This window comes from Leptolyngbya sp. FACHB-711 (assembly GCF_014695615.1).
Lineage (GTDB): Bacteria > Cyanobacteriota > Cyanobacteriia > Elainellales > Elainellaceae > Leptolyngbya_A.
Genome location: NZ_JACJOR010000506.1, coordinates 18,667 through 40,609, shown reverse-complemented (window position 1 = coordinate 40,609; position 21,943 = coordinate 18,667). Strand labels below are relative to the sequence as shown.

The window sequence follows — 21,943 nt, the reverse complement described above, 5'->3', positions numbered from 1 at the left end:
TAGAAAAAGGGGCATTGCTGAATCGGGATATGAAGGGTGCAAATTTAGCTTCTGTATCGCCCCCTAAATCCCCCAATGCTGGGGGACTTTGAATTCTGGTTCCTCCCACCTTTGGAGGGCTAGGGGGGCGTATCATACTTCGATTCAGCAACGCCGAAAAAGGATCGTTTGAAAAAATAGATAGATAGATGCCTGCATGATTAAAACCATTAAACCGAAGAAATGACTTGCCTGAAGCCAATGTATCTCAACTTGGTAATTCAACTCGATCAGGAGTGCTGGGATAATGAGTATAAAGCGATCGAAAATTTGTAGAAAATTATACCTCTTCTAATATTGCCGCATGGAGATCGATCAGGCGTTATTGTTTACAGACGCTTTAGTGTTTGCCAAAACCGGACTTCACTTAACTGACTTGCAGCAAGCCATGTTGCGGGCATCTTGGTCGTGGACTCGGCAAAGCTATGACCAGATCGCCGATGCCTATGGCTATTCGCCCACTTATCTCAAGCACGATATTGGACCCAAGCTCTGGAAACTGTTATCCGAAGTTTTAGGCGAAAAAGTTACAAAAACCAGTTTTCGATCGGCGATCGAGCGTCAAATGGCGCAGCAAAGTAGCCAGCCCGAAGCAGTCAGCGAAACAGCGATTGTCCCCGTTGCTGCCCCGGTTGCTTCAACACCGCCTGAACAGGATTGGGGCGAAGCTACCGATGTCAGCTTTTTTTATGGGCGACAGACTGAACTGGCAAAGTTAGAGCAGTGGATTTTGGGCGCTCCGACAGAGATCAGCGGAACTGCACGCTGCCGTTTGGTCACGCTACTGGGCATGGGCGGCATGGGTAAAACCACGCTGTCAGTGAAGCTGGCGCAGCAGATTCAGTCCCATTTTAAGCGGGTGATTTGGCGATCGCTTCGCAATGCCCCTGCTTTTTCAGATCTGCTGGCTGAAATCCTGCAATTTTTGGGAAATGATGCGGCTCAGTTCCCAGAAACCGAGAGTGGACGACGATCGCAGCTTTTGAAGGAACTGCGGAACCATCGCTGCTTGATCATTCTAGATAACGTCGAATCGATTTTGCAAAGCGGCTCCTACCGCGAAGGCTATGAGGAGTATGGCGAACTGTTCCAGCAGGTCGGTGAAACGGTTCATCAGAGCTGTGTGCTGCTGACCAGCCGCGAAAAGCCGCCGGAGGTTGCCCTGCTGGAAGGAGTTAATTTACCCGTGCGGGGATTGCAGCTCGCCGGATTGCCTCCAGAGGAAGGACAGGCACTTTTGCAGCTCAAGGGAACCTTTCAAGGTACAGCGGCAGAATGGCATCAGCTCATCGCGGGCTATGCAGGTAATCCCCTTGCTCTGAAAATTATTGCAGCAACAATCCAGAATTTATTTGACGGCAGTATTTCTGAATTTCTCAAGCAAGAGACATTTGTTTCAGGAAATATTCGCACATTGATCGAACAACAGTTTGAGCGTTTATCAGAAGCCGAAAAAAATATTATTTATTGGCTTGCACTCTATCGTGAACCTGCTTCAATCAATGATTTAAAGACGGATATCTTTCCCAGCATTTCAGCGCAAAACTTGATTGCGATTTTGGAAGCTTTGGAACAACGATCGCTGATCGAAAAAACGCAGTCTGTAGGAATGGGAAAGCGAAGTTCCCTGTTCTCGCTTCAGCCCGCAGTTATGGAATATGTCAGCGATCGTCTGGTGAATGGCGTGTGTCAGGAAATTCGCTCGCAAACCGGAGTTGCTCAAGCCCGATTTCTCAAAGGCTTTGCCCTGCTCAACACCCGGCACAAAGATTACATTCAAGAAGCACAGATTCGATTGATTCTTCAGCCGATCGTGCAGCAGTTACAGACTGATTGGGACGGTTCTATCTCCTTAGCCGATCAGTTGCTACAGTGTCTAAAGCAGCTTCGGGAAAAGCCTTCCTCGGTTACGGGCTATATGGGCGGCAACCTGTGGAATTTGCTGGCTCAACAGCAGACGTATTTCAGGAATACCGACCTTTCCCAATTAACCCTATGGCACGCCAATTTTCAGCAGTCCACGCTGCACCGAGTTAACTTTGCCCAGTCTGATTTATCGAACGCTGTTTTTGCCGAACCGCTCAGCATTGTTTTTGCTGTAGCATTCCACCCAGACGGCGATCGCTTAGCGACCGGAGATGCAGAAGGACGGCTGCGGCTATGGCAAACCAGTAATGCAAAACCCCTGCTTGACTTTGCAGGACATCAGGGCTGGATCTGGGCGATCGCCTTTAGTGCCGATGGTCAAACGGTAGGCAGTTGCAGCAATGATAAGACCATTCGCCTCTGGCAAACTGATACGGGAGAATGCACGCAAATCTTTACTGGACATCGATTGGCAGCCTGGACGATCGCCTTTAATCTAAACGATCGTTGGTTAGCGAGCGGCAGCGACGAATTCACCGTCAGAATTTGGGATCTTGCCACGGGCATTGAGTTCAGCCAATTATCCGGGCATCAGGGCAGCGTTCTTGCGGTTGCCTGGAGTCCGATTGCAGAGTCCTGGCTTGCCAGCGGCAGTTCCGACGGCACAATTCGCCTTTGGGATGTGGCAACCGGAAGTCAGCAGGTGTTTCAGGGGCACAGTGATCGGGTTTGGTCAGTGGCATGGCGAACTGATGGACAAATCATTGCCAGCGGGAGCGCAGACGGCACAATTCGCCTTTGGGATGTGGCAACCGGAAAATGGATTCAGACTTTGCAGGACGGTGGAGCCCCTGCGCGAGTACGATCGATCGCCTGGAGCGAAGATGGCTTGACCCTGATCAGCGGTGGCGACGACAAAACCGTGAGAATCTGGGATTTACAAACGGGCGAATGCCGTACCGTGCTGCGCGGACATACCCATCCGATCTTTTCTGTCGCGCTCAATGCTCAGGATGCAACCCTCGCCAGCGGCAGCGCAGATCAAACGGTTCGGCTCTGGGATATCGCCACAGGTCGTTGTTTGAGAACCTTAAAGGGCTATACGAACTCTGTGTTTTCGGTGGCGTTTCGGGCAGATGGGCAACTGCTCGCGAGCAGCAGCACCGACCAAACCGTGCGGCTCTGGGATCTGCAAACCTGCAATTATCAAACGCTTCAGGGACATGAAGGCTGGGTGACATCGGTTGCGTTTCATCCTCAAGGACATCTCCTCGCCAGCAGCAGTGCTGACCAAACCGTACGCCTGTGGTCTGTATCAAGTGGAAAATGCCTCAAAATTCTGCAAGGACATCGCAACTGGGTGCAGTCGATCGCCTTTAGCCCCAACGGCGAATTCTTAGCCAGTAGTGGGGATGATTGCACGCTGCGAATCTGGTCAGTCAGCACCGGGAAATGCCTTAACCTTTTGCAGGGACATGAGGGCTGGGTCTGGTCGGTTAGCTTTAGTCCTGATGGTGAGATCCTGGCCAGCAGCAGCGAAGATCAAACGGCTCGCCTCTGGTCGGTAAGTACCGGAGAGTGCCTGACGATTTTAGCAGGACACCAGAGCCGAGTGCAGTCGATCGCCTTCAGTCCCGATGGACAACGGCTAGCAAGTGCTAGCAGCGACGAAACCGTGCGCCTCTGGTCGATACAGACCGGGCAATGCCTTCACGCCCTAATCGGACATACCAACAATGTTTGGTCAGTGGCATTTAGCTCGGATGGACAATGGCTTGCCAGCAGTAGCCTCGATCAAACGATTCGCCTATGGGACGTTGCGATCGGAACCTGCGTCAAAATCCTGCCTGTCGCGACCCAGGCAATGCGAACAGGAATTGCTTTTCGTCCTTGTTCTTCGACCCAACCTTCTCCGACACTGCCCGAATCGCTGACCCTTGCCTGTGGCAGTCAGAACGGGACGATCAATATTTGGGACATGGACACTTGCGAATGCCTCAACACGCTCATGCCTGACCAGCCCTACAGCGGCACGAATATTGCTGAGGTCATCGGCGTTACAGAAGCACAACGAACCGCACTGCAAGTATTAGGGGCGATCGAGGTAGACTCTCTCATGCCTTAGCGTTAAAAGATGTTTGAGGGGTGTGAAAGGTTTTACATTGCCCCTCTAAAGTTCCCCCAGATCGGGAGATCCAGGGGGCTACAAAGCCTCAAACCCAAGCAGGTCTATGATTGCTCTACTTTTTGTAGATAGGGGATGACTGCCTTATAGAATCGAACCGTCATTCTGACTGTCCAATCTTGTAGTTTCGCTAGTTGCTCTGGAGGATCAGCAATTGATGCCTCGTCACGATACAGGGCAACACGACAAGCGCGTCTACTGTCAAGCCTTTCCCAACTTAAACGTTCACCCAACTTCGTCTCGATCTCTTCCTTGTAGTTATAGAGAGCGTCAAAAATCTGCTTGTTTCGGTATTGCTCACCAGTATCAATGTAATGTTCAATGCGGAATCGAGACCTACGAGCAAATGAAAAGTTTATATAAGAAGGTTTAGGAAGTTCAGCTGATGTAACTTCAATGCTTGACCAGGAGCGACCTTGAAGATTCATAGCTGGTTGGATCGTCAAGCTATCTATACTATTTAGTTTGAGTTGTAAGTCATTGAAGAAGCTGACGTATGCATTCTGTCGATCCCCCATTCGTGCAAACACAACTCTCTCTTCGGACATGTTGACATCAGCGACGCGCCAGCCTACCTCCAACCATTGCTGCGACTGAACATGACTGACAGAATCATTAGCCCACCAGTTACGATGTTGGCGTGCTGAAGGAGGGAGATCGCCTTTGATAATATCCTCGATTTGTCGAAATGTAAGTTGAACCCTATTTGAATCAAGATCTGCTTGGCTTTGAAGCCAGACAGCTAAAAGAGCATAACGACTATCATTTGGGCTAATCTCCTCATCGAAGGGCAGTAGATCCCGTTGATCTTTTTCCACTTCTCTTGAATTTTGTACAATGGTGTTTAATTCCAATGTAGCTGTCGGAATTGGAAGATAAAGATTGGCGATAACAGTGACGGCTTCTGTAACAGGTGCCTCAGAGTATCTAATAGACGGACGATGATAATTAAGAAGATTAGCGCAGTATCTCAGTTGCTGTCTTTGATTTGTCGTTACTTCGCGAAAGTGAGCAATACTATTGCGAATCTGACGGATCTCATTCAGCAGTCGGTCAAGTGCTTCCCATTCAATACTATTAAAAGAAGATTCATATTTTGCCCAAGCATTCTTAAGAAGTTGAATGTACTCACTCAAGGCTAGCTGTTCAAAAGGCTTTGGTTGAATCGGTTTAGAAAGATGCTGGTTGAAAGCCTCGTTGACAAGTTTTTGATTGAACTGAATCGAGTGATTGCTAGGCTGCATTTGACTGCCTTGCTCTGTAAACTGCTTGCTGCTGGTATACTTTTGAACGTAATACTTTACAGCTTTGCTAAAGCGTCCTAAGAATTCCTGCTCAGAAGGGGTTATTGCTTTTATAGCCTCATTAAGCTTACTTGCGTCTATTTCTCCCTTACCATCCTTATAAGCACCCTCAATCAAATCTCTTAGGGTAATTTCAATATCTTCAGCAAGCATGATATCTTCAGCACGCTGGCGAAAATATTCTGTTGTGTCGTAGCTAGTGATAATTCCGGTAAGGCAATTATTGTTGTCAACGATCGGGATGGCACTATTGTCCCTCAATCCATTTAGTAACTCAGAGAGTTCATCTTCATGTGAGCATGGTTTCACCTTGAATAATGCATGAGAAACTTTGAGCTTGTCAGGAGTAACACCGAAGTAGCTGATTGCTTGAAGAATTGATTCGTGCGTAATCATTCCTCGAAGTTTGCCACCCTGATCCACTACAGGTAGTTGGCTAAACTTGTTTTCTAGCATACGTCCTAGTGCTGCCTGTACTGACATATCCTCAGTAGCTGTGACTACACTCTGACTTTCAGGAATGAGGTGCTGAACGATGAAAGGCATAACTCAACGAAGCGACTGGATATACGAAACCAAGATTTTCGACTAGATGTAGGTTTGAGCCCGGGGTTTGAACCCTCCTCTAAACCACTGTCATTGGGCTACTTCAATATCTGACTGGATTATTTATGCAATAACGTTATAGCTATCGTGGTAAACCTAATCGTCATAAGACTAGTTTCCTTAAAGCATAACTCAAGAAGCAAACGAAACTGAACATAGGCGACGGACGCCTTTGGCTAGAGTTAGTACTAATCGTTTCTACCATTCTGATAGCAATCGACAAATAATGTCAGCGTTTATCTACAAGAAATAGTAAACTTTTTACCTCCGGTAAGACTGGCGTCCCTCATACTTGCTGTTTCCTCGCTCGAAAGAAGAAGTAGCAATCGATGTAAGCCTTGCAGCTTTCCTGCCCCTTCGACAAGCTGCTGGACCTGTAATCGTTCCTGGCTCTAAATCATGCCTTAGTCTTCACGTGAAATGTAGAATGTCCAAACTTGATCGCCCACACTTTATAGCAAGCTGTCCAATCAACTGGTGTACACCCTAGCCTGGAGCTAGAAACGGTTCGGGTGAAAGCTTTTCAACATCTTCTTAACTCATCCTAAAGCGACACCTTAAAAAGCTCCATAACTTTCCCTAACTTTCTGTTATCGCGTCATTCGGGCAGCGCGAATACAGTAAAGGAGTGATGAGAAACGAACGAGAGCGAACGGCTCAAACTCCTCTCAATCCAGGCTTCAAACCCCGTTAAAGCGTTTTTGCTCAGCGCAGTTTTGAATCTGCAACAGGCAATTTCCCGCTAGAATCCACTGCAACTTGCAGGATATCTCTAGCCAGGGTCATTTGTTCTGCTGGCTCATCACAGAATCGTTCGCATTCCATGTACAACGTCATTCACCAAATCATTCACGCTAGCATTCATTAAGGAGAAACATCATGGTTTACATCAATATCGACGGCAACGATCAAAACAATGTAATTCCTGTTTCGCTAAACGATACCAGAAACTATCAACTCAGCGGTTACGCAGGCAACGACAAACTGGTAGGTGGCGCGGGTCATGACAAACTACTGGGCGGCAAAGGCAATGACACGATGTTTGGCAGTGGCGGCAATGACATTATGATTGGCTTCGGCGGGACAGGCGATCGGGTGCCAGACGCGGAGTTTGACCAGATGACAGGCGGACAAGGCGGCGACCTGTTTGACCTGAGAGATGCGATTGGTGCTCCAGGATATGTCGGCGGTGGTGATACGTTGAATCCATCCCAATCGAGCGGATTTGCAGTAATTACGGATTTCAAACCAAGCGAAGGCGATCGGATTCAGCTTGCAGAATTTCCCGCTCACTATGCCCTGCGCTCGGTCGAATGGGGACAGGAATTTGGCAACGCCGATAATGCAACCACTGAGGACGTGGCACTGGTGTATATCGGTCGCGAGCAAGACCAAAACGATGTGGTAGCGGTGTTGCAGGATGTTTCTACCCAGTTTGCCAAAAACCCCGCTGGCTTCCTCAATAATCCTGATGTGTTTGTCTTTGATCCCAAATACGTCCATCCCCAGCCCGGTGTGATCCCTCTACCTCCCCATTCCGGACATCCGGGTCTACAGCCGAATCCGGGACTTCCAAATGTGGGACAGCCCGGTCCACAGCCGAATCCGGGACTTCCCAATCCGGGACTTCCGCCGATCGAGCCGCCCAATCTTATTACCGGAACCCGACGCGCCGATCGTCTGCAAGGCACAGAGCGAAACGACATCATTCTGGGCTTGGCTCAAAAAGACAGACTGACGGGAAATGGTGGAAATGATTCTCTGATTGGTGGAGCCAGCAAGGATCTGCTCAGCGGTGGTCTGGGTGCTGACCGATTTCTTTACGCCAACGCGAAAGACGGCGGTGATCGCATTCAAGACTTCTCCCGCCAGGACGGCGATCGATTGGCATTCACCTCTGGTAACTTTGGTCGGTTGAACGTGGGTGATTTAAGTGCAGATGCGTTCGTGGTCGGCAAAGCAGCAAAAGATAGCGGCGATCGGTTCATCTACAATCAGCGATCGGGCAAGCTGTTCTACGACGCAGACGGTACAGGCAGCCGAGGACAGGTCGAGATTGCCACGCTGGGTAACAAACCGACTCTGGCAGCCAGTGACATTCTGATTGTGGCTTCGCCCTTCTAGATTGGTTCTTCTCTATCCCATCCGCCAATAACCAGGACAGAGGTTTCAAAAGAGCCTCTGTTTTCGTCTGTTTTCGTCCTATATCTGTTATCTGTTCTGTAGCCATCACTATCAGCAACAGCAAAGCCGATCGTCACAGTAAAATTAGCCCCAGGCGCGTTCCTGCGATCACTGCTTCGGTGCGGCTGGAGACCTGAAGTTTAGAAAAGATCGAGCTGATGTGAAATTTGATTGTATGTTCGGATAAATGCAGACGACGCGCGATCGTTTTATTGCTCATGCCTTCTGCGATCATTTGCAGCACTTCCATTTCGCGAGGCGTTAGGGGGGCAGTGGCAGGTTGGGCAGGCAGGGGGGCGGGAAGGTCGGTCAGGGCAGGCTGAAGCTCGTCGCTGAAGTCAGGATGCAGCACGATCAAGCCTACCGCAACCGCTTCGATCGCCGCTGTGATTTCTCCTGAGCCGATCGCCTGCGGTAGAATTCCGCGTACATCCAGCCGCAGCAGTTCTCGCACGGTTTCGGGTTCTGCTTCGTCGAGCAGCACAATGATCTGGGGCGAAAGGGTTGCCTCAAATCCGGGTTCAAGTTTTAACTCGAACAAAGGCAGCAGTATTGCCATATCCTCATCTGACCCTTCGATCTCCAGCACAATCACCTCCGCCTGCCAGCGATCGATCTCCTGAAGCAGGGTATCTGGCTCCGCTGCCCCCACCACCGTAAAGCCTGATTGGGCAGAGAGCAAAGCGGTGAGTCCTGCTCGCACGATCGCTGAACGCGCCACCACCCCAACTCGAATCATGCTGCCTCCCGCCCCTCGGTCTTGCGATCGAGAATCAAGTTGCGCTGAAGCTGCCGATCACCCCGCAGAACCGTGACTTGCCACCGATCGCCCGGTTTCGCCAGTTTGAGCCAGTCCGCCAGATCGCGATGCTGAAGAAAGGGACGATCGTTAATTCCCAGAACGACATCGCCGATCAAAAGCTGCCCAGCCGCCGGACTGTTTGGCGTTAAATCCGTAATCACCCAGCCCCGAATCGGTTTCCTGCCCTGTGCTAGCACCACAGGCTGAAGCATTGCCCCCAGTCGCGGCTGCTCCGATTGGCTCGCCAGAAAGCGATCGATCGCCTCGGTCGAGATGGCAAAGGCGCGTCCGTCTACGATCATGCTGTTGATGCCAAGCACCTGTCCTGCCAGAGTTGCCAGAGGGCCGCCCGAATAGCCCGGAGCCAAGCGCACATCGGCTTGAATCCAGGGAGACGCGGACTGAGGCGGTGCAACAGTGTGAATTATGCCCAGGTTAACTGCATTGTGAAGTCCTGCCGGATTGCCCACGGCGATGACCATTTCACCAACCCGCAGATTAAGCGAGGGAGCGATCGTTGCTTCGGGTAAATTTCGGGCATTCACCACCAGAGCTGCTAAATCGAGCGACTCATCTTTGCGAATCACTCTGGCTTCGAGCTGACGATTTCCGATCAGGGCGATGATTGCCCGACCACGCACCACATGAGCATTGGTGAGAATCAGTCCATCCGCATTCCAGATCACGCCCGACCCCATGCTGCCGCGACCCGACTGAAGTTGAACTGTGCTTTGCTGAAGCCGCTGAATTACATCTGTAAGCTGAGTATCAAATTCTGCAGCCCGTTCCAAATTAAAAAAACTGTTCATCAGCCTGCCCTCCGGGGACGCTCACCCACCAGAATCGTCAAAGAAATCAACTGTCCGCCCCGCACCATTTGCACGGTTAAAGGCTGTCCTACGCGCTCTGGGTCGAGCATTCGCTGAATGTCATCGATCGCCTCGATGCGCCGATGCGAAGCACTTTCCCCTTGGGGGTCATCATTCATTGCAACGATAATGTCGCCAATCAAAACGCCTGCCCGATCTGCCGGGCTGCCCGACTCCACACTGAGAATCAGGACGCCGCCGTTGCCCGCAAGCTGAAGCGACTGACAAAACGCCTCTGGAAGCTGAACAGGCTGCATCCCCACGCCCAAATAGCCGCGCACAATCCGCCCCTGGTTCACAAGCTGATTCACCACGCGATCGATCGTCGTCACCGGAATCGTCAATACCGAATGGCGCGGAGCCATCGTATTCATGCCCAGTATTTGCCCCTGAGTATTAATGAGCCCACTGCCCGAACCGCCCGGATACAGCATCACATCAGGACGAATCAACTGATCCACTTTGCCACCGTGCCACGTGCGCCATGCGCCGCCGATCGCGCTCACAATTCCCATGCTGGCAGTAATGCCTGTTTCCAGCGATCGTCCCACCGCGACGGTAAGATGTCCCACCCGAAGCTGCGCCGGATCGCCCAGGTTTGCCGCAGGTAAAGTCACGCTGTCGGGCAATCGCAGCACTGCCAGATCGATCGCCGAGTCGCGTCCAATCAACGTTGCAGTTACCGTTCCGTCTGCGAGCGTCAGCGTTACCGCATCATCCTGCTTGAGCGCATGATCCGTGGTAACAACAATGCCCGATCGCCAGTGAATACCGCTCGCACTGCCCCGCCGTCCTGCCTTTAAGCCAACGATCGAAGCGCCTGCTCGGGCGATCGAGTCTGCCAGAGTTTGAGAAAGTGCAGTCAGAGGACTAAAATCTTCGGTTGTCATCGCTGCCCTCCAGGAGCCTATTGCTTTACGGTCTTGCTTTACTCTCTACAATGCAGCAAAGACAAGCGACCCCGGATCAGCGAAATGGGGAGGAAGCGACCTGGAAAAATGGCTAGGGACTAATCAGAATGTTGACTCAGAACGTTGACTCGCAACCTGGATTTCCTGAATCAGCGATCGAGCTGCTGTTTCTTTAATCAATCGCTTGATCAAGCAATATTCAGTCAGAATGAGAACAATGTTGTATGACCCCTGCATCCTTGCCGGAAGAGCCAGAAGACAAATCGATCGCCTCAGCAGGGGAATGGCTTCGCATCGCCTCATTGACCTCGCCGCCCTGTAAGGACGAATTCCCCATCGCTCCCGTTCTTCCTGAAGCAATCCCTTCAGTCAATCTAGAATCTAACCCAGCCCTCGAACAAATCCTGCCGATCGAGATGCAGCCCCCCAGCCCGTATCGCGGTCAACCCCTGCAAGCTCCTTCGATCGCGCCACAACCAGAAGAGCAGGCGCATCAGTCATTTCGACCCAGCAGGTCAGCCCCTACAGCAAATTCCGCTTCTGCAACAAAACGCTTTTGGCTGCTGATGTTAGGAGCTGCAGTCGTTGCATTAGTCGTGGCGAGCGGGTTAAGGTCACAAAATTCCCCGTCGCGTCGTCCAATTCCCCCAACTCGAATTCCTCAAACCCTCTGGTGAGTAGGAAGAAAATAATCAATTCAGCCAATGATTCCCTAGGGTTAAGGAGAACAACACAGTGAGAGGACGCTTGAAAAGTCATTATGTGAAAAGTCATCATGATGACCGGAGCCGCCCCCCTAGCCTCCCAATTCTGGAGAATCTATTTGGCTTTAAGGAATTCAAAGTCCCTCAAAGTTGAGGAATTTAGGGGGCAATGTAGGCATGGGACACTTTTCAAACCGCCTCTTACGGCAGTTCCCTGAATGCCCAGGCAAGAAATCGCTCGGTGTAATACAAAGCAAGCTGATTACTCACGCCCTGAAAGACGGCATCAAAAGCGTGTTCTGCCCAGGGGATTTCTAGCCAAACCGCACGATTTCCCGATGCTTGCAGTTTTTCGTAGAGCTGCCGTCCAAACCGGGGCTGAACGAGGTGATCGCGCCCGCTATAAACCAGCAGTGACGGCGGCAAATTGGGCTGAATTTGATTTACTGGGGAAGCGGCTTGATACAGCTCCTGCAGTTGGTCTGGACTGCCTCCCAGAAACGATCGCAGCACCGCACGAGTGTCGATCGGGTCAGGAACCGGGGGTTTGTTGTAGCCTTCAAGCAGGTTTGTAGGACCGTAGTAGTCCACCACGGCTCGAATCGGTAACGGACTTTGCCCATAGGCTGCCATCAATGCCAGATGTGCCCCTGCCGATCGCCCTAGCAAGGCTACCCGCTGCCGATCAACTTCTAACGCTTCTGCCTGAGCCTGAATAAAAGACAGGGCAGTTTGAACATCTTCAAGCTGTGCCGGAAAGCGAAACTGGGGCGCATGACGGTAATCGATCGCCACCACGGTATAGCCCTGAGCTGCCATATAGCGGCTAAAGGTTTCGTCATTTGCAGGTGTGCCATTTTGCCATGCCCCGCCGTAGATAACGACGATCGTGGGATGCAGCCCCGCAGCAGCAGGACGATAAAGATTTAAGGTCAGCGTCACCTCCTCAACCTGAGCAAACGGAATGCCGCGATCGATTCGTACCGATGGCACAGCAATTCCCCGAAAGGCATCTGTCCAAACAAAAGGATGGGAGCGCAACCGTTGAGCGATCGGGGGCGTTGCAGTGAGAGCCGCTTTCCCTAATTGAGCCTCCATCTCCGCCGCAATCCGCGCATTGGCAGCCGGAAACTGAATCAGGGGCAGTAGACTGAGTGCCAGACCCAGCAGGCTACAGCCCAGCGCAACCCCAAAAATCCAGCTTGACTGAAGCCGCAGCACCACCAGCAGCAGAGCGATCGCATTGATCACAATCAGCCAAGGACTCACCTCTGGTGCACCAATTCCTAGCGGCAGCAGCGAAAAGGTGGGAGCCGGAACAACAATCCACAAACTGAGAAAACAGCCCACAATGCTCAAAATCCAGGGAAACCCTAGAGCGACCAGAAATGACCCCAACAGGGCTACCTTGCGTTTGAGCCCCTTGGCAGGCTGCGATCGATTGGTTGCGTTACGGTGAGCCATTGGCGAAGGTTTAAGAGCGAAGCGGCACAGGTCGAATACGAACAGTTCTCAGTCAGTGATAGTTTTCGATAGGTTTGGGGTGCAGCAGTCGGAAATGGGCAAAGGCGTGTTCGGTTTCCTGATAGCCGTCTCGCGAAACAGCCTGGTTAAATCCGTCATGCCCAGCTTTGGAGTTGAATCAGTCCATGAATTCTCTGAAAAAGATAAATCGGCTTATTCTATAGGATAATGCCCACCCGCTCCAATCATATTCTCAGTCCGCCCATTTCACAGAAATCCGCCCATTTGACAGAAAAGGGACACAGCAAGCCATGTCCCCGTGATCATTCACCTTTGATTGGTTAAGCCGGTCATTTCCCTCGGGCAAATCCAGCTCGACGCACGATCGCATCTGCCGTTACCGCCAGCACCAGCACTGCGCCCTGCACAATGTTTTTCACGCCCTGTTCCTGGTTCAGCAAGTCCAGACCGTTATCCAGACTGCCAATCACCAGCGCGCCCAAAATCACTGCCCAAACCGAACCTCGTCCACCAAAAAGGCTGACACCACCGATCACGGCTGCGGCGATCGCATTCAGCAGGAGAGTCGAGCTAATTTGCGTGGCAACAGCGGTACTGCGCGAAGTCATCATTACTCCGGCAAAGGCTGCTAGCGTCGAAGCCAGCACAAACACCGTCATTTTCATCCGCACTACGTTAATGCCTGCGCGACGAGCCGCTTCTGCGTTACCGCCGACTGCGTACAAATGGCGACCAAAGGGAGTCTTCTTCAGAATTAGCCAGGCAATGACTACCAGAGCGAGGGCAATCATCACCGCCTGAGGCACACCCTGATAAGCCTGGAACAGGAACACCACAATCAGAACAACTGCGGTTGCCGCCACAAGCTGAAGCACTGTTTGAGTTAAATGCTGCACCGGAAGTCCGGCAGATTTGCGTTGCTTCTGGTTGTACCATAGGCCTGCTGCATAAAGTGCCAAACCGAGCAGTGGCAATCCCCAGCTAAGAGCAGGCGGCAGATAGGTAGGAGCCAGAGAACGAATCACTGGATCACGCACCACCAGCGTTGTTTGTGGTCCCATCACTACCAGTAGCAGTCCGGCGTAGCCGATCGATCCAGCCAGGGTGACGATAAACGACGGAACACGCAATACCGCGACAAAAAATCCGTTAATGAGTCCAATGATCGCGCCTGCTAACAACGCCACCAGAATCGCCGCCCAGGGATTCCAGTTTTGATACACTGAAACCGTTGCCATAATTGCAGCACAGGCTTGGGCAACTGAGGCTAAACTCAAGTCAATTTCGCCCAGCAGCAGCACCAGCACGGCAGCAACGCTGAGAATGCTAATGGCAACAATTTGCTGCGTTAAATTTGACAGGTTTCTTGCCTGAAAGAAAACCCCGCTTGTAGCAACCTGGAAGTAAATAGTGATGAGTGCCAGGGTGATAATGACAGGAATGAAACCCAGATCGCCCTGCATCAACGATCGCAAATTGAACCGGGCACGCTGCGAAGAGGCTGGCGCTGCACCCGGTTGACGAACCAGAGACTGATTCTGACCACCCTTTTGAGGATTGGGATCTAAGCTTGTCATAATTAATTTATGAATGTTTGTGGAGAGTCATAATGCCTGTGAATTCCGTGAGTGAAGCTGAGTCTAGACTCCAGTAACATCGGTTTCGGTGACGGCTGCCGCATCTGCTCCGGTAATTGCCGCAACGACCGCTTCCCGATTCACATTTTGGGTTTCAAACGTTCGCACCCGCTGTCCTAACCGCATCACGACAATGCGATCGGTGACTTCAAACACATCGTGCAGGTTGTGGGAAATCACGACAACCGCCTGACCTTGCTGCTTCAGCCGATGGATCATGTTCAACACCTGTCGAGTTTGCGCTACACCGAGCGCAGCCGTTGGTTCGTCCAGCAACACAACTTTGGGCTGACGCAAAATGGTTTTTGCAACTGCCACACATTGCCGCTGTCCACCCGATAGCCCTGCTACAGTCGATCGCACCGAAGGAATTTTCACATCTAGCGTTCGCAAGACATCGATCGTCCTGCGCTCCATTTCTGCCTCGTCCAGCACTTTCAGCACACCCGGAATCAGCGTTCGATGTGCCTCGCGACCCAGCCACAGGTTTGCCACCACATCCAGGTTGTCGCAGAGTGCTAGGTCTTGATAAACCGTTTCAATGCCCAGTCGCGTTGCATCCTGCGGACCCTGAATCGTTACAGGCTGGTTATCAATCAGAACTTCGCCCTCGTCAGGAATGTATGCCCCTGACATGGTTTTAATCAGCGTTGATTTTCCGGCTCCGTTGTCGCCCACCAGTCCGACGACTTCTCCATCAAAAACTTCAAAATCGACGTGCTTGAGAGCCTGCACCCCGCCGAAGGATTTGCTGATATTTCTAAGCTGGAGCCGAGGAATGCCGTTGGTCGGCTGAACGTTAGGTCGCACCGAAAAAGAAGTGTCTGTCATGAGTTTTTCTTAAAGAGATGAGTGAGAGAGAGAATTGAGCGGTCGGGTGAGGGTGATAAGGCTCTAGAAGATCCCCCTAGCCCCCTTCAAAGAGAGAATTCGATCGTTCACCATTCCTCTTCAAAAGGGGGATTCCGGGAAATCTCAGGCACTCTGTCACACACCCAAAACCATCTGGAACTCCTTCTTAGTACAGGCTTAGTTACAGAAGCCCGTGTTGTCCTCAGACAGACCGCTACAAATTTGCTCCTTAGTCAAGTAGCCATCTTTAACCACCGTAGACTCGACGTTGTTCTTGTCTACAGCGATCGGCGTTTCCAGCACCGAAGGAATTTGTCCGCCGCCCTTTATTTCAGTTTGGCCGTTGACCTGCGAACTCACATCTTCGCCATTACTCAAAGCTGCAACCAGTCTTGCGGTCGCTTTTGCCTCTTGAGCAATTGGCTTATAAATTGTCATCGTCTGGTCGCCCGTGAGAATGTTTTGAATTCCCGTTGCGGTGGCATCCTGCCCGGTAACTAGCACTTTGCCGTTTAACTTTTGGGTACGCAGCGCAGCAATTACGGTGTTCGCCATGCCGTCATTAGCAACGTAAGCGATATCCACGTCATTGCCTTCCTTGGTCAGCACACCTTCCATGAGCGATTGCGCTCTGGCGTTGTCCCAGTTAGGCGTGTATTGGTCAAACACCAGGTTCAGGTCGCCGCTATCGATCAGAGGTTGCAATGCCTTGAGTGCGCCTTTGCGGAACAGCAGCGCGTTGTTGTCGGTTTGGGAACCGTTGATCATCACCAGCGTGGCTCCCTTTTGCAGATTCAAATTGCCTGCTTTGTACTGATCGACAATGTACTGTCCTTGAAGTTCGCCAACACGCTCGTTATCAAACGAAACGTAGAAGGCAGTATCCGGGTCTTGAATCAGACGATCGTAGGCAATTACCGGAACACCGCTTGCTTTTGCCTGCTGCACGATCACCGATGCCTGGTCGCTGTCGTTGGGGTCAACTACAAGAATACAGGCTCCTTTCGTCAGAGCTGCTTCTGCCTGGTTTTGCTGCGTGGTTGCGTTGTTGTTCGCGTTGGCATACTGAATCGTTACGTCCGGAATGGCTGCCTTAATTTCTCGCTCTAGCAGGGGACGATCGTATGCTTCGTAACGGGCGGAAGAATCAGATTCTGGCAGCAAAACTCCGACGTTCTTACAGCCCTTTGCAGCAGCAAACTCCGTATTCGCTGTATTGGCTCCACCCGCCGCTTCGGTATTTGATGCTGAGTTGCCTGCGTTGGGATTGTTACCGCTACAGGCTGCTAGCACGAGTATCCCCGCGATCGGCAACCAGCGGCGCATTGCTTTCGTCAACTGAAACATGGTCTAAAATCCCTCAGTGTCGATAGTAATAAATGAAAGATTGACAGGATTAACAGTGCAGATGTCTCAAAAGCGACAAGCTAGCCTAATGATTAAGGCTTAGTCACGGCAAACATCGACTCGATCGCAAATTCACTGCGTTGTATAAGCGCTTTCCGCACTGTTTTTCCACAAATTGCCAGCTCAGGCTTTTGGATTTAAACAAGATGAAGTGATGCTAAAAGCTGAAGGTGCTCAGTCGAAGCAACGCTTCTTAAACGTAGAATTACACTGCGCGTTTTAATCAGTATCTAAGATGGCTTTGTGGATAGCCATCCCTTGTAGGTCAGCCAAAAGCCTTTTGTAATGGCTTAGTTCTAATCTTGTTAAATTCTGCGCTTTCGATCGCTTCATAACCTGTTTAGGCATCAGCGAGACTCAGGCTTTCTCCCAAAGTTCAGCAGCGATTGAATTTAGGAGAACTGATCCTTCAACGGCTCTTATTTTGTGAAAGAATTATTTCGTTTTTCTCCTTTTACTTCTCCTCCTTTATTAGATAAATCATTAGACTCACCAGTCGTTTTAATCAGATTAACGCTGGGTTATCCTATTTATTTTTACAAGTTCAAAAATGAACTGTTCATAAATGCAATAAAATGTAATGCAAGTTTCAAGAAAAAGTAAAACGGATAGCAGAATGAAAGTTGTTTTTCTGTTTTGTAGTTTAAGCAACAAAATAATATCCACCGGATGGCGGATTTCGAGTAATTTTTTAATAATGTCTTAAAGCTTTGAAGCGCCTGTTTGAGAAGTGATAGTAATTACCCAAACTGCCCTGCCTTGCACTCCAATCCTAAAGAGAACCTCGCTCGCTTCAAGGTTCTCAATCTTGCTATTGTCGCTTTGACCCTAGCGGAAATTGCATTGAAGATCAGGATAAAATCATCCACCTGTAGGGGCCATCGATCGGGTGAATTACAACGCTATAGAATCTGCTGTAACTTTGTCCGGTGCAGTAACACTGGCAAGGTTAAGCGTGTCCTGTTCACTCAATTCGGGCTCAGCCGTTTGCAGATGCAGTTCTAGCAGTGTCAGGTTACGAATGTTGGATTTATAAAAAGCATCAAACAAATCGCCAATCAGAGGAACTGAACCTAAAATTGCTTCTAACCCTACGTTAAAAATCATCCAGCCTAAGACCGATCGCGGTAAACCGAAGCGAGCCGCCATCAAAATAATATAGGCAGAAATTCCGGTATCGACCGCATCTCCTAATCCCGGAATTAAGCCAATGATCGGGTCCCAGCCGACTCGAAATGGAGTACCCGGAATCCGAAACGCAGTGTCCATTAAGCGGCTAAATTTACGAATGCGATTGAGCGTAGCAAGACGTTCAGCCGTGTTCATTTCTATCTTGTTCATTCTTTTAATTGATCAATTAAATTGTTCAATGAATTATTTAATCATGAAGCTCTGCACCAGAAATGTCGTCTGCCTGAAGATAAAAGCTATTGATTCAAAAATCAGCTTCTTGTAGGAGTAGTGCTTGAACTGCCCCCCTAGCCCCCAATTCTGGAGAAACTGAGCGAATCACAGTCACATTCCAAGTCCCTCATAATTGGGGGACATGGTTGGGGACATAATTGGGGAATTTAGGGGGCGATGCAGAATTTCTAAAACTGCTGAAATCTCTTCTCAGTCAACTTGATTGACCTGCCTATGAAGACTATGAAGAAGTTTTCGATTGATTGCGATCGAGTAACACCTGCACTGCGGTCATTGCTTCAGGAAGCGACAGCACTACCGAAGCCGCAGAGCAAAGTGTTGCTACCTGGCAATAGGCGCAGAATGCTTTGTTTTCGCTCCATTCTTCGCGGGCGAGTTCCAGGGAAGCCACTGTGTCAATCATCGTTTTAGCAGACATAGCGATCGGTAAAAGGGGATTTTGCTGTGCCCGATTCGCGCCGCCTGCACCCGCCAGCCAGCCTGTAATGGCGTAGTTTGCCAGCATCATAAAGCCATCAGCGGTTTGGAGCCGACTGTAGGCATACTCAGACGCATCAACGCGATCGGAATCAAATCCTGGCAGAGGTGGATCGGGCAGTCCTTTCAAAATTCCGGTCTGATACATCGAGACGATTTGCGCCATCGTTGATCCGATCATCGACAAACCGATAATCCAACGTCGTCGCACCATATCAGGATGGTCACTCGTCCGCATTTCTTCGCTCAGTTGAGTCGGGCTAAGTTCAGTAATATTCATGTCGTTCGCTAGGTCTGCAAAGGGTAAAAAGATGAAGTTTTTTGAAATCCATGCTTCCTTCTAAGCTAAAAAGTTGCAGTCCTGATGCCCTCTCTCAATTGAATGAGAATGTTAAGCGAGAGGAATGAACGAAAGGAATGAACGAGAACCGTGAACGAGAATGCTGAATAAGAATGAAACGCAAACGAGAATCACAATTCATTCACAATTCATATAAAAAACCCCCGCTCATAAAACTTTGAACGAGGGTCGTTGATGCACAGCGAAAAAGAAAGCTGAAGAAAGCAAATCCCTTATTCGTTGCGACTGTTGTATCCGATAACAGCAACTTTATGACGATAAATTAGCTCTGCGCCATACCAACCAGTTATTGCTATCGCGCCTGCCACAATCGTCGAAATCAAAAGTCCGATCGGCACAATCACATTTGCATAGTTGCCGCCCAGCCGGATCAGCCAGTTCACCAGTGTTAATGACAGCAAGACAATATTGCCAATCATGTGAATCCAGCCTGCCCGACGTTTACGAACTCGGTTGATTCGCAAAAAGTCAGACATTCCGGTTACAGCAGCCACAATGCCGCTAATAAAGCCTGCTCCAATTAACCAGATTGAAGCCCTTGCCCAGAATTCATCTCCGGTAAGCAAAAAGCCCACATCGGTTGCAAATGCGGCAGACAGAAGTCCGATCGGAAAAGTCACCAGAAGCGGGTGAAGCGGATGCCCTGCAATTGCAACAGTGCTGACAATGCCACTATCGCGATATTCGCTTTCATGACTTTCGATTACAGGGGGAATATCAGGAGTTTGGGTCATAGATGTTTCCTTGCAGGTAGCGTCCAGATGCCAGCAAGCGGCAGGATGATGTTTTGCTATTAATCTAGGCGGCTAGAGAAATATAAACGTCTTTCCGAGGATATAGTTTGCCGCAGGACAGCCCGGCGCGAGTTTGCCATCAGGCAGAAGGAAACTCCTCGATCGTTGTCGTGGTGTTGAGGGTAAGCCGATCGGAATCCATATCAAGTCGTTGCAGCGTCAGCGACATTCCCTGGAGATTGAAGTTTCGCAGATCGAGAAACTCCATCATGGTATTACAGAGAGCATCCATGATTTCTGGGCTAAGTCCTTCTGCTTCAGTCGATAGAATATCCAGGCCAATGCGCTGTCCCTGCTCCTGCACTCTGGGAGTTGCGTTTGCTTTGAAGTGATGAGTTTCGTTGGTTTCCTTCAGCAAAACATCTGCTTCCAGCTCTAGCTTTTGGGCATCCAGCAAGTCAATTTTCGCGTTCGTGATATCAACTAAAACGGGCTGACCATTAACCTGAACGGTCACATTCTGTAGCTTTTCTCGCAGAAAATCTGAACTAAATGCCCGATTCAGATCATCCTCGTGCAGCACAAATCTTGCATTGGCATCAGCGGGCTGAGTCAGCTCAATCTTGCCAAACAAAGCACTGCCGGGATTGATGGCGATCGATCCAGTTCTGACCTCAAACGATTCCATCCTCAAGTCTTGATTCATCACTGCCCCTTCTCCGGCAACCGTGACAGAATCTACCTTGCCCTGCATCAGCTGAAACGGATTCGTCCGAATCTGCACATCCAGGTTTTCAACTTCATCAAGCTGACTCGTAATTCCCATTTCTGCGACTTTACTAAGAGCCTGTTCGCCCAAATCCGGTTCACCAATCATATTATTTTCCTTTCGTTCGAATGCAATTTTTTGCTTGACTTGCTGTAGCTAATTTATTGGGAATCAAAGCATGAGTAAATCTACATAGCAGTAGAACCCCGCTCGATTTGATCCCTGCCCTGAGAAAGACTTACCGTTCAACTAAAACTGCATTCTTTGTCGGACGAACCCGCATTCCGCGAGCATTACTATAGGCCTTGATAAACTCTGCACCAATTAATAAAATTTGCACAGAATAAAAGATCCAAATGAGAACGATCGCCAACGAAGCAGCTGCTCCATAGGAAGATGTAATGCTGCTGCTGCCTAAATAGGAACCTAGCAGAAACTTACCTAGGTTAAATAAAAGCGCAGTCACAATCGAACCAACCCATAGCGCCCGCGACGGAACTTTGACATCCGGAAGAACTTTGTAAATTAAAGCAAAAAGAACCGTAATGACGCCAAATGAGAGCAGGAAGTTAACCACGCGCCCCAGGAACGATAAAGTTGGGAAAAAGTGACTGATGTAGGCGCTAATTCCCGCCAAAACTGCGCTTAGCACCAGCGACACTAGCAGCAGGAATCCAATCACCAGAATCATCGCAAACGAGAGAAACCGATCGTGAATAAAATCCTTAATTCCAGCTCCTGGACGTGGCTCGACATGCCAGATCGTATTCAAGGCTTCCTGAAGCTGACCGAATACGCCAGATGCTCCCAGCAGCAGCGTGACAAGGCTGGCGATCGTCGCAAATACTCCGCCCGATCCGGCTCGATAGGCGTTTTGCAGCATTGCTTGAATCGCTTCTGCACCCTGCTGCCCAACTAACCCCTGAATCTGTCCAACAATTTCTCCGCGTACTGCTTCCTGCCCAAACACGGCTCCTGCGATCGCAATTACCAGCACCAGCAAAGGCGCAAGTGAAAACGTTGTATAGTACGCCAGTGCCGCTGCTAGAACTGCAACTTTATCTTTCTGCCATCCCAGTGCTGTCTCTTTGAGTATTCTCCCAACTGTCTTTAGCTTCATAAGCAGCAGCGTTTATGCTTGTATCGTTAAATGTTAATCCTTATTAAGCAATACCTTTGCTAATTTCGCCTCCTTCATCGGAGAGCTTAAGCATCATTCCGAATAAGTAACTTGTTTAAGAGTCACTGCTAATTCTGAAGCGAAGCCTACTCCCTCGGACGGACGATCGCAACTTTTAATCCTGTTAGGGTACGAATATTCGCCTT

Annotated in this window: 16 protein-coding genes; 3 read left to right on the top strand and 13 right to left on the bottom strand. The window is 50.0% G+C overall.

Going from position 1 to position 21,943, the window contains the following annotated elements; genetic code table 11:
* Positions 1–343: 343 nt before the first annotated feature.
* Positions 344–4,030 carry a WD40 domain-containing protein gene (locus H6F80_RS24370; protein ID WP_190794105.1) on the top strand — a complete coding sequence of 1,229 codons (3,687 nt, stop codon included), beginning with the start codon at positions 344–346 and terminating at the stop codon, positions 4,028–4,030.
* Between the two features lie 104 nt (positions 4,031–4,134).
* Here H6F80_RS24370 and H6F80_RS24365 read toward each other — a convergent pair whose 3' ends face one another.
* Entirely contained in the window at positions 4,135–5,940 is a 1,806-nt protein-coding gene (locus H6F80_RS24365; RefSeq protein WP_190794104.1) for a DUF4268 domain-containing protein, read from the bottom strand.
* 939 nt (positions 5,941–6,879) lie between these two features.
* Between H6F80_RS24365 and H6F80_RS24360 the strand changes: the two genes are divergently transcribed.
* On the top strand, positions 6,880–8,124 hold the full coding sequence (locus tag H6F80_RS24360) for a calcium-binding protein (RefSeq protein WP_190794103.1): 1,245 nt from the start codon (positions 6,880–6,882) through the stop codon (positions 8,122–8,124).
* A gap of 133 nt (positions 8,125–8,257) precedes the next feature.
* On the opposite strand, the gene H6F80_RS24355 is transcribed toward H6F80_RS24360, so the two are convergent.
* Genes H6F80_RS24355 through H6F80_RS24345 form a run of 3 tightly spaced genes read right to left on the bottom strand, consistent with a single transcriptional unit; the run spans position 8,258 to position 10,745 of the window.
* Positions 8,258–8,923, bottom strand: a complete 666-nt coding sequence (locus H6F80_RS24355; protein WP_190794102.1) for a response regulator transcription factor — start codon at positions 8,921–8,923, stop codon at positions 8,258–8,260.
* Entirely contained in the window at positions 8,920–9,795 is an 876-nt protein-coding gene (locus tag H6F80_RS24350) for a S1C family serine protease (RefSeq protein ID WP_190794101.1), read from the bottom strand. The genes H6F80_RS24355 and H6F80_RS24350 overlap by 4 nt, the downstream gene beginning before the upstream one ends.
* Entirely contained in the window at positions 9,795–10,745 is a 951-nt protein-coding gene (locus tag H6F80_RS24345) for a S1C family serine protease (protein ID WP_190794100.1), read from the bottom strand. Before H6F80_RS24345 ends, H6F80_RS24350 begins: the two co-directional genes overlap by 1 nt.
* 245 nt (positions 10,746–10,990) lie before the next feature.
* Here H6F80_RS24345 and H6F80_RS24340 point away from each other — a divergent pair, with 245 nt between their 5' ends.
* The gene (locus tag H6F80_RS24340; RefSeq protein WP_190794099.1) at positions 10,991–11,443 is read left to right on the top strand and encodes a hypothetical protein; all 453 of its coding nucleotides are present in this window, start codon (positions 10,991–10,993) and stop codon (positions 11,441–11,443) included.
* 228 nt (positions 11,444–11,671) lie between these two features.
* On the opposite strand, the gene H6F80_RS24335 is transcribed toward H6F80_RS24340, so the two are convergent.
* The 9 genes from H6F80_RS24335 to H6F80_RS24295 form a co-directional block, all read right to left on the bottom strand.
* On the bottom strand, positions 11,672–12,934 hold the full coding sequence (locus tag H6F80_RS24335) for an alpha/beta hydrolase (RefSeq protein WP_190794098.1): 1,263 nt from the start codon (positions 12,932–12,934) through the stop codon (positions 11,672–11,674).
* 350 nt (positions 12,935–13,284) lie between these two features.
* Positions 13,285–14,532, bottom strand: coding sequence for a sugar ABC transporter permease (locus H6F80_RS24330; RefSeq protein ID WP_190794097.1), 1,248 nt, complete (start codon positions 14,530–14,532; stop codon positions 13,285–13,287).
* Between the two features lie 63 nt (positions 14,533–14,595).
* Positions 14,596–15,423: an ATP-binding cassette domain-containing protein gene (locus H6F80_RS24325; protein ID WP_190794096.1), complete on the bottom strand. Its 828-nt coding sequence runs from the start codon at positions 15,421–15,423 to the stop codon at positions 14,596–14,598.
* Positions 15,424–15,621: 198 nt separating this feature from the next.
* Positions 15,622–16,791 (bottom strand): sugar ABC transporter substrate-binding protein, encoded by a 1,170-nt coding sequence (locus tag H6F80_RS24320; protein WP_190794095.1) that lies wholly within the window; start codon positions 16,789–16,791, stop codon positions 15,622–15,624.
* 954 nt (positions 16,792–17,745) lie between these two features.
* Positions 17,746–18,177, bottom strand: a complete 432-nt coding sequence (locus tag H6F80_RS24315) for a DUF4112 domain-containing protein (protein WP_190794107.1) — start codon at positions 18,175–18,177, stop codon at positions 17,746–17,748.
* A gap of 319 nt (positions 18,178–18,496) precedes the next feature.
* A complete protein-coding gene (locus H6F80_RS24310) occupies positions 18,497–19,033 on the bottom strand; it encodes a vitamin K epoxide reductase family protein (RefSeq protein WP_190794094.1) in 537 nt (178 codons plus the stop codon).
* 293 nt (positions 19,034–19,326) lie between these two features.
* Positions 19,327–19,848, bottom strand: coding sequence for a DUF2231 domain-containing protein (locus tag H6F80_RS24305; RefSeq protein WP_190794093.1), 522 nt, complete (start codon positions 19,846–19,848; stop codon positions 19,327–19,329).
* Between the two features lie 139 nt (positions 19,849–19,987).
* Complete coding sequence (locus H6F80_RS24300) at positions 19,988–20,725, bottom strand: LmeA family phospholipid-binding protein (protein WP_190794092.1); 738 nt, start codon at positions 20,723–20,725, stop codon at positions 19,988–19,990.
* Positions 20,726–20,855: 130 nt separating this feature from the next.
* Positions 20,856–21,737 (bottom strand): YihY/virulence factor BrkB family protein, encoded by an 882-nt coding sequence (locus H6F80_RS24295; RefSeq protein WP_190794091.1) that lies wholly within the window; start codon positions 21,735–21,737, stop codon positions 20,856–20,858.
* Positions 21,738–21,943 lie beyond the last annotated feature (206 nt).

Coding starts and splice junctions, on each gene's coding strand:
- H6F80_RS24345 (WP_190794100.1), bottom strand. CDS start 10,745: ATGACAACCGAAGATTTTAGTCCTCTGACTGCACTTTCTCAAACTCTG.
- H6F80_RS24295 (WP_190794091.1), bottom strand. CDS start 21,737: ATGAAGCTAAAGACAGTTGGGAGAATACTCAAAGAGACAGCACTGGGA.
- H6F80_RS24305 (WP_190794093.1), bottom strand. CDS start 19,848: ATGACCCAAACTCCTGATATTCCCCCTGTAATCGAAAGTCATGAAAGC.
- H6F80_RS24325 (WP_190794096.1), bottom strand. CDS start 15,423: ATGACAGACACTTCTTTTTCGGTGCGACCTAACGTTCAGCCGACCAAC.
- H6F80_RS24365 (WP_190794104.1), bottom strand. CDS start 5,940: ATGCCTTTCATCGTTCAGCACCTCATTCCTGAAAGTCAGAGTGTAGTC.
- H6F80_RS24310 (WP_190794094.1), bottom strand. CDS start 19,033: ATGAATATTACTGAACTTAGCCCGACTCAACTGAGCGAAGAAATGCGG.
- H6F80_RS24335 (WP_190794098.1), bottom strand. CDS start 12,934: ATGGCTCACCGTAACGCAACCAATCGATCGCAGCCTGCCAAGGGGCTC.
- H6F80_RS24320 (WP_190794095.1), bottom strand. CDS start 16,791: ATGTTTCAGTTGACGAAAGCAATGCGCCGCTGGTTGCCGATCGCGGGG.
- H6F80_RS24330 (WP_190794097.1), bottom strand. CDS start 14,532: ATGACAAGCTTAGATCCCAATCCTCAAAAGGGTGGTCAGAATCAGTCT.
- H6F80_RS24350 (WP_190794101.1), bottom strand. CDS start 9,795: ATGAACAGTTTTTTTAATTTGGAACGGGCTGCAGAATTTGATACTCAG.
- H6F80_RS24300 (WP_190794092.1), bottom strand. CDS start 20,725: ATGATTGGTGAACCGGATTTGGGCGAACAGGCTCTTAGTAAAGTCGCA.
- H6F80_RS24340 (WP_190794099.1), top strand. CDS start 10,991: ATGACCCCTGCATCCTTGCCGGAAGAGCCAGAAGACAAATCGATCGCC.
- H6F80_RS24370 (WP_190794105.1), top strand. CDS start 344: ATGGAGATCGATCAGGCGTTATTGTTTACAGACGCTTTAGTGTTTGCC.
- H6F80_RS24315 (WP_190794107.1), bottom strand. CDS start 18,177: ATGAACACGGCTGAACGTCTTGCTACGCTCAATCGCATTCGTAAATTT.
- H6F80_RS24360 (WP_190794103.1), top strand. CDS start 6,880: ATGGTTTACATCAATATCGACGGCAACGATCAAAACAATGTAATTCCT.
- H6F80_RS24355 (WP_190794102.1), bottom strand. CDS start 8,923: ATGATTCGAGTTGGGGTGGTGGCGCGTTCAGCGATCGTGCGAGCAGGA.